At 76.2% G+C, this 6,441-nt stretch carries 2 protein-coding genes; both read left to right on the forward strand.

The features are described from left to right. Window positions 1-5,382 (forward strand): type I polyketide synthase (locus tag KMS84_RS37415; RefSeq protein ID WP_256921012.1); only part of this gene is annotated, 5,382 nt, incomplete at its 5' end. Between the two features lie 144 nt (window positions 5,383-5,526). Continuing rightward, window positions 5,527-6,441 (forward strand): beta-ketoacyl synthase N-terminal-like domain-containing protein (locus KMS84_RS37420; protein ID WP_256921013.1); only part of this gene is annotated, 915 nt, incomplete at its 3' end.

Below are 6,441 nucleotides of genomic sequence, written 5' to 3' on the forward strand. Positions count from 1 at the left end.
CCCGCCGCCCGCACCCGGCCCGGGACCGCCGCCCGCCCCGACGACGACCCCCTCGTCATCGTCGGCATGGCCTGCCGCTACCCCGGCGGCATCAGCTCGCCGGAACAGCTGTGGGACCTCGTCATGGACGAACGGGACGCCGTCTCCGGCTTCCCCGCCGACCGCGGCTGGGACGACGAGCCGCCCGCCGACGGCTCCGTGCCCCAGCAGGGCGGCTTCCTCGACCGCGTCGCCGAGTTCGACGCCGCGTTCTTCGGGATCTCCCCCCGCGAGGCCCTGACCATGGACCCGCAGCAGCGGCTCCTGCTGGAGACGTCCTGGGAGGCCCTCGAAAGCGCCGGCATAGCCCCCGGCTCCCTGCGCGGCAGCCGCACCGGCGTCTTCGTCGGCGCCGCCGCCTCCGGCTACACCGGCCTGTTCCGGCGCGGCTCACAGGCCCTCGCCGGCTACGGCGTGACCGGCGCCGCCACCAGCGTCGTCTCCGGCCGCGTCTCCTACGTGCTCGGCCTGGAAGGGCCCGCCGTCACCGTGGACACCGCCTGCTCGTCCTCCCTGGTCGCCCTGCACACCGCCGCCCAGTCCCTGCGCGACGGCGACTGCGACCTCGCCCTCGCCGGCGGCGTCGCCGTCATGACCAGCCCGTTCCTCTTCGACGACTTCGCCAAGCAGGGCGGCCTCTCGCCCGACGGCCGCTGCAAGGCCTTCGCGGCCGGCGCCGACGGCACCGGCTGGGCCGAGGGCACCGGCATGATCCTCCTCGAACGCCTCTCCGACGCCCGCCGGGGCGGCCACCGCGTGCTCGCCGTGCTCCGCGGCAGCGCCGTCAACCAGGACGGCGCCTCCAACGGCCTCACCGCCCCCAACGGCCCCTCCCAGCAACGGGTCATCCGCCAGGCCCTCGACCGCGCCGGACTCACCCCCGCCGACGTCGACGCCGTCGAGGCGCACGGCACCGGCACCACCCTCGGCGACCCCATCGAGGCCCAGGCCGTCCTCGCCGCCTACGGACGCGACCGCGACCCCGCCCGGCCGCTGCTGCTCGGCTCCCTGAAGTCCAACATCGGACACAGCCAGGCCGCCGCCGGCATCGGCGGCGTCATCAAGACCGTCCAGGCACTGCGCCACGGCGTCCTGCCCCGCACCCTCCACGTCGACGAACCCACCCCGCACGTCGACTGGAGCGCGGGCGCCGTCGAACTCCTCACCGAGACCCGCCCCTGGCCCGACGCCGGACGCCCGCGCCGCGCCGGGGTGTCCTCCTTCGGCGTCAGCGGCACCAACGCCCACGTCATCCTCGAACAGGCCGCCGACCCCGAACCCGAGCCCGAGCCCGGGACCGCCCCCCTGCCGGTCACCCCCTGGCTGCTCTCCGGCCACGACGCCCCCGCCCTGCGAGCCCAGGCCCAGACCCTCCTGACCTGGCTGCGCGAACGCCCCCAGGCCCGCGTCACCGACATCGGCCACGCCCTGGCCACCCGGCGCACCGCCCTGGAACACCGCGCCGCGCTGCCGGTCACCGACCGGGACGAAGCCCTCACCCGGCTCGCCGAACTCGCCGCCGGACACACCCCCGAAGGCCTCGCGCACGGCACCGCCGGCGAGGGCGGACTCGCCCTGCTGTTCGCCGGCCAGGGCTCCCAGCGACCCGGCATGGGACGCGACCTGTACACGGCGTTCCCGGCCTTCGCCCGCGCCTTCGACGAGGCCTGCGCCCACCTCGACCCCCTCCTCGGACGGCCCCTGCGCGACACCGTGTTCACCGCGGAGGCCGCCGAACTCGACCGCACCGCCCTCACCCAGCCCGCGCTCTTCGCCCTGGAGAGCGCCCTCTTCCGGCTGCTCGAGTCCTGGGGCGTGACACCCGACTACGTCCTCGGCCACTCGGTCGGGGAGATCGCCGCCGCCCACGCGGCAGGCGCCCTGGACCTCCCCGCCGCCGCCCGGCTCGTGGCCGCCCGCGGCCGGCTGATGCAGGCCCTGCCGCCCGGCGGAGCCATGCTCGCCGTGCAGGCCGGGGAGACCCGGGCCCGCGAGGCGCTCGCCGCCCTCGCCGACGACGCCCGCACCGCCGACCTCGCCGCCGTCAACGGCCCGCGCTCGGTGGTCCTCTCCGGCACGACGACGTCCGTGGCCGCCCTCGCCGAGCACTTCGCCGCACAGGGCCTGCGCACCCGGCGCCTCGACGTCAGCCACGCCTTCCACTCACCCCTCATGGAACCGATGCTGGCCGAGTTCGCCGACCTGGTCGCCGAACTGGACTTCGCCGCGCCCCGCATCCCCGTCGTCTCCGACCTCACCGGAGCCGTCCTCGGCGCCGACGAGATCGCCGACCCGCAGTACTGGGTGCGGCACGCCCGGCACACCGTCCGCTTCGCCGACGGCGTCGCCGCCCTCGTCGACGCGGGCGTCACCGGCTTCCTCGAAGTCGGCCCCGACGCCACCCTCACCACGATGGCCGAGGACTGCTTCGACACCGCCCCCGCCGGCGTGTGCACCTCACTGCTGCGCCGCACCGGACCCGAACCGGCCACCCTGCTCACCGCCCTGGCCCAGGCGCACGTGCACGGCGTCACCGTCGACTGGCGGGCCGTCTTCGACGGAACCGGCCCGCGCTGGACCGACCTGCCCACCTACGCCTTCCAGCGGGCCCCGTACTGGCCCGCCGAATCCACCGCCGACCGCCCCGCCCTGTCGTCCGCCGGCCTCGATGACACCGGGCACCCCCTGCTCGGCGCCATGGTCACCCCGGCCGCCGGCGGCGACGTCCTGTTCACCGGCGAACTCTCCCTGGCCGCCCAGCCCTGGCTGGCCGACCACCGCATCCTGGACGCCGTCCTCTTCCCCGGCACCGGCTTCGTCGAACTCGCCCTGTGGGCGGGCAGCCGGCTGGACGCCCCCGGCCTGGAAGAACTCGTCGTCCACCGCCCGCTGGTGCTGCCCGAACGCGGCCGCGTCACCGTGCAGGTCGTCGTCGGAGAGGCCGCCGCCGACGGCAGCAGGCCCGTCGGCGTCCACTCCCGCCCCGCCGGCGCCGACGAATGGACCCGGCACGCCGAAGGACGACTCGCCGCCGGACCCGCCCCGCACCCCGCGAACCCGCCCGCCGCGTGGCCGCCGCGCGGCGCCGAACCCGTCCCCCTCGACGCGTTCTACCCCGACCTGGCCGCCGCCGGCACCGCCTACGGGCCGGTGTTCCAGGGACTGACCGCCGCCTGGCGGCTCGACGACGAGGTCTACGCCGAGGTGACCCTGCCCGCCCAGGCCGCTGACGACGCCCGGGCCTTCGGCGTCCACCCCGCCCTGCTGGACGCCGCCCTGCACACCCTCGCCCTCCTGCCCGCCGCCGACCGCGGCAGCGGCCCCTTCCTGCCCTTCGCCTGGCGCGACACCGCCCTGCCCGCCCCCGGCGCCACCGCCTGCCGCGTCCGCCTGGCCGCCGGCGACGGCGCCGACGAGGTGGTCGCCACCCTCTGGGACACCTCGGGCCTGCCCCTCGCCTCCGTCGGCGGGCTGAGCCTGCGCAGCGTCTCCCGCGCCCAGCTCGGCTCGTCCACGACCGCGTCCTCCCTGTTCCGCATGGACTGGACGCCCGCCCCCCGCCCGGAGGCCGCCGGCGCCCCCACGCTCCGCTGGGCCCTCGTGGGCCCCGACGCCCCCGAGCACCCCGAGACCGACCACTACCCCGACCTCGCCGCCCTGCGCCGGCGCCTCGCCGACGGCGGTCCCGCCCCCGACCAGGTCCTCCTGCTGTGCGCCCCCTCCACCCCGGACGTCGACGCCCCGGCCGCCCGCGACGCCGTGCACACCGCCCTGGAGACCCTGCGCACCTGGATCGACGACGAGCACTTCGCCAAGAGCCGCCTCGTGCTGTGCACCCGCGGCGCCGTCGAAGCCCGCCCCGGCGACGGCATACGGGACCTCGCGCACAGCGCCGTGTGGGGCCTCGCCCGCAGCGCGCAACTGGAGCACCCCGACCGGCTCGTCCTCGTGGACCTCGACGCCGACACGAGCCCGGACGACCTGACCCGCTCCCCGGTCCTGGCCCGCGCGGACACCGCCGACGCGGCCCAGTTCGCGATCCGCGGCGACCTGACCTACGTCCCGGCCCTGGCCCGCCACCTCGTCCGGGAGCACGGCGTGCGCAGCCTCCTGCTCCTCGGCCGCCGCGGCGAGGACGCCCCCGGCATGGCCGAACTCCGCCGCGAACTCACCGAGTCGGGAGCCGACGTCCGGGTGGCCGCCTGCGACGCCGCCGACCGGGACGCCCTGGCCGCCGTCCTCGACCGCATCCCCCCGACGGCCCCCCTGACCGCCGTCGTGCACGCCGCGGGCGTCGTCGACGACGCCCTCCTCACCTCCCTCACCGGAGAACAGACCGACCGGGTGCTCCGCCCCAAGACCGACGCCGTGGCCCACCTGCACCACCTCACCGCACCCCTCGGCCTGCGCGCCTTCGTCGTCTGCTCCTCCCTCGCCGGAGCCCTCGGCGGCGGCGGCCAGTCCGCCTACGCCGCCGCCAACGCCTACCTCGACGCCCTGAGTCTGCGCCGACGGGCCGACGGACTGCCCGCCCTCTCGCTCGCCTGGGGCCCCTGGGAGAGCAGCGCCGGCATGACCGCCCAGCTCGCCGCCGCCGACCTGCGCCGCATCGCCCGCGCCGGCATGCTGCCCCTCACCCCCGAGGAAGGCCTCGCCCTCTTCGACGCGGCCCACGCCACCGGCGAACCCGTGCTGCTGCCCTTCCGCTTCGAACCCGGCGGCCTGTCCGCCACCGACCGGGCGGCCCTGCCCGCCGCCCTGCGCGCCCTGGCGCCCCAGCCCCGGCCCCGCCCCGGCGAGAGCGCCGCCGGCCCCGACGGCCTCCGCGACCGGCTGCGCTCCCTGCCCCAGGACGACCGGGCCGACGCCCTGGAGCACCTCGTCCGCGCCGAGGCGGCCTCCGTGCTCGCCCTGCCGTCCGCCGACGCCGTACCGGTCACCAAGGCGTTCAAGAGCCTCGGCTTCGACTCCCTGATGGCCGTCGACCTGCGCAACCGGCTCAGCGCCCGCACCGGCGTACGGCTCTCCGCGACCCTGGTCTTCGACCACCCCAACCCCCGGGCCCTGGCAGCCCGCCTGCTCACCGGCATGGACCTCGCCACCGCCACCGCCGCCGACCCGGCCCAGCTCGCCCTGCGCGAACTGGAGAGCGCGGTCCGCGCCATGGACCCCGCCGCCGAGGACCGCCCGGCGCTCGCCACCCGGCTGCGGGTCCTCCTCGCCGCCCTGGAGGAGAACGGGCCCACCGTCACCGGCGAGGACCCGGACGGCGAGGTCGACCTCGACTCGGTGAGCGCCGAGGAGCTCGTCACCCTCCTCGGCGACGAGTTCGGCCTGTCCTGAAACCCGGCCCCACAGGGGCCGACAGGCCCAGAACTTAGGGGTGTTCGCGGTCCTGAACTGGGGCCGGGATCCAGGTCCCGGCCCCCTAGCCTGCAAACAGGCCTGTCCTTGCGCATTGACGAAACACGTGAGTGGGAGTTGAGCATGAGCAGTTCCATGTCGGAGGTCGTTGACGCGCTGAGGGCCTCGCTGCTGGAGAACGAGCGGCTGCGCACGCAGAACCAGCGGCTCAGCTCGGCCTCGTCGGAACCACTCGCCATCGTCGGCATCGGCTGCCGCTACCCCGGGGGAGTCCGCGACACCGAGGGCCTGTGGCAGCTCATCTCCGAAGGCCGCGACGCCATGACGGGCTTCCCCGCCGACCGGGGCTGGGACGGCTGGGACGTCCCCACCGCCCGCACCGGCGCCTTCCTCCACGACGCCGGCCATTTCGACCCCGCGTTCTTCCGCATCTCGCCGCGCGAGGCCATGGCCATGGACCCGCAGCAACGGCTGCTGCTGGAGACGTCCTGGGAAGCGCTGGAACGCGCCGGCATCGACCCGGCCTCGCTCAAGGGCAGCCGTACCGGCGTCTTCGTCGGAGGAGCCCCGCAGGAATACGGCGCACTGGTGATGAACTCACCGGAAGGCGCCGGAGGTTACGCGCTCACCGGAGCCCCCGGCAGCGTCCTGTCCGGCCGCATCTCCTACGTGCTCGGCCTGGAGGGCCCCGCCGTCACGGTGGACACCGCCTGCTCGTCCTCCCTCGTCGCCCTCCACCTCGCGATCAAGTCCCTGCGCACCGGCGAATGCGACCTGGCCCTCGCCGGCGGCGTCCTCGTCCTCATCACCCCCTCCATCTTCGCCGAGTTCTCCGCCACCGGCGGCTCGGCCGGCGACGGCCGCTGCAAGGCCTTCTCCGCCGACGCCGACGGCACCGGCTGGGGCGAGGGCGCGGGAGTCCTCGCACTACAGCGCCTCTCCGACGCCCGCCGCGACGGCAACCCCGTCCTCGCCGTGATCCGCGGGTCGGCGGTGAACCAGGACGGCGCGTCGAACGGGCTGAGCGCGCCGAACGGC

Source organism: Streptomyces hilarionis, assembly GCF_024539675.1.
GTDB lineage: Bacteria > Actinomycetota > Actinomycetes > Streptomycetales > Streptomycetaceae > Streptomyces > Streptomyces hilarionis.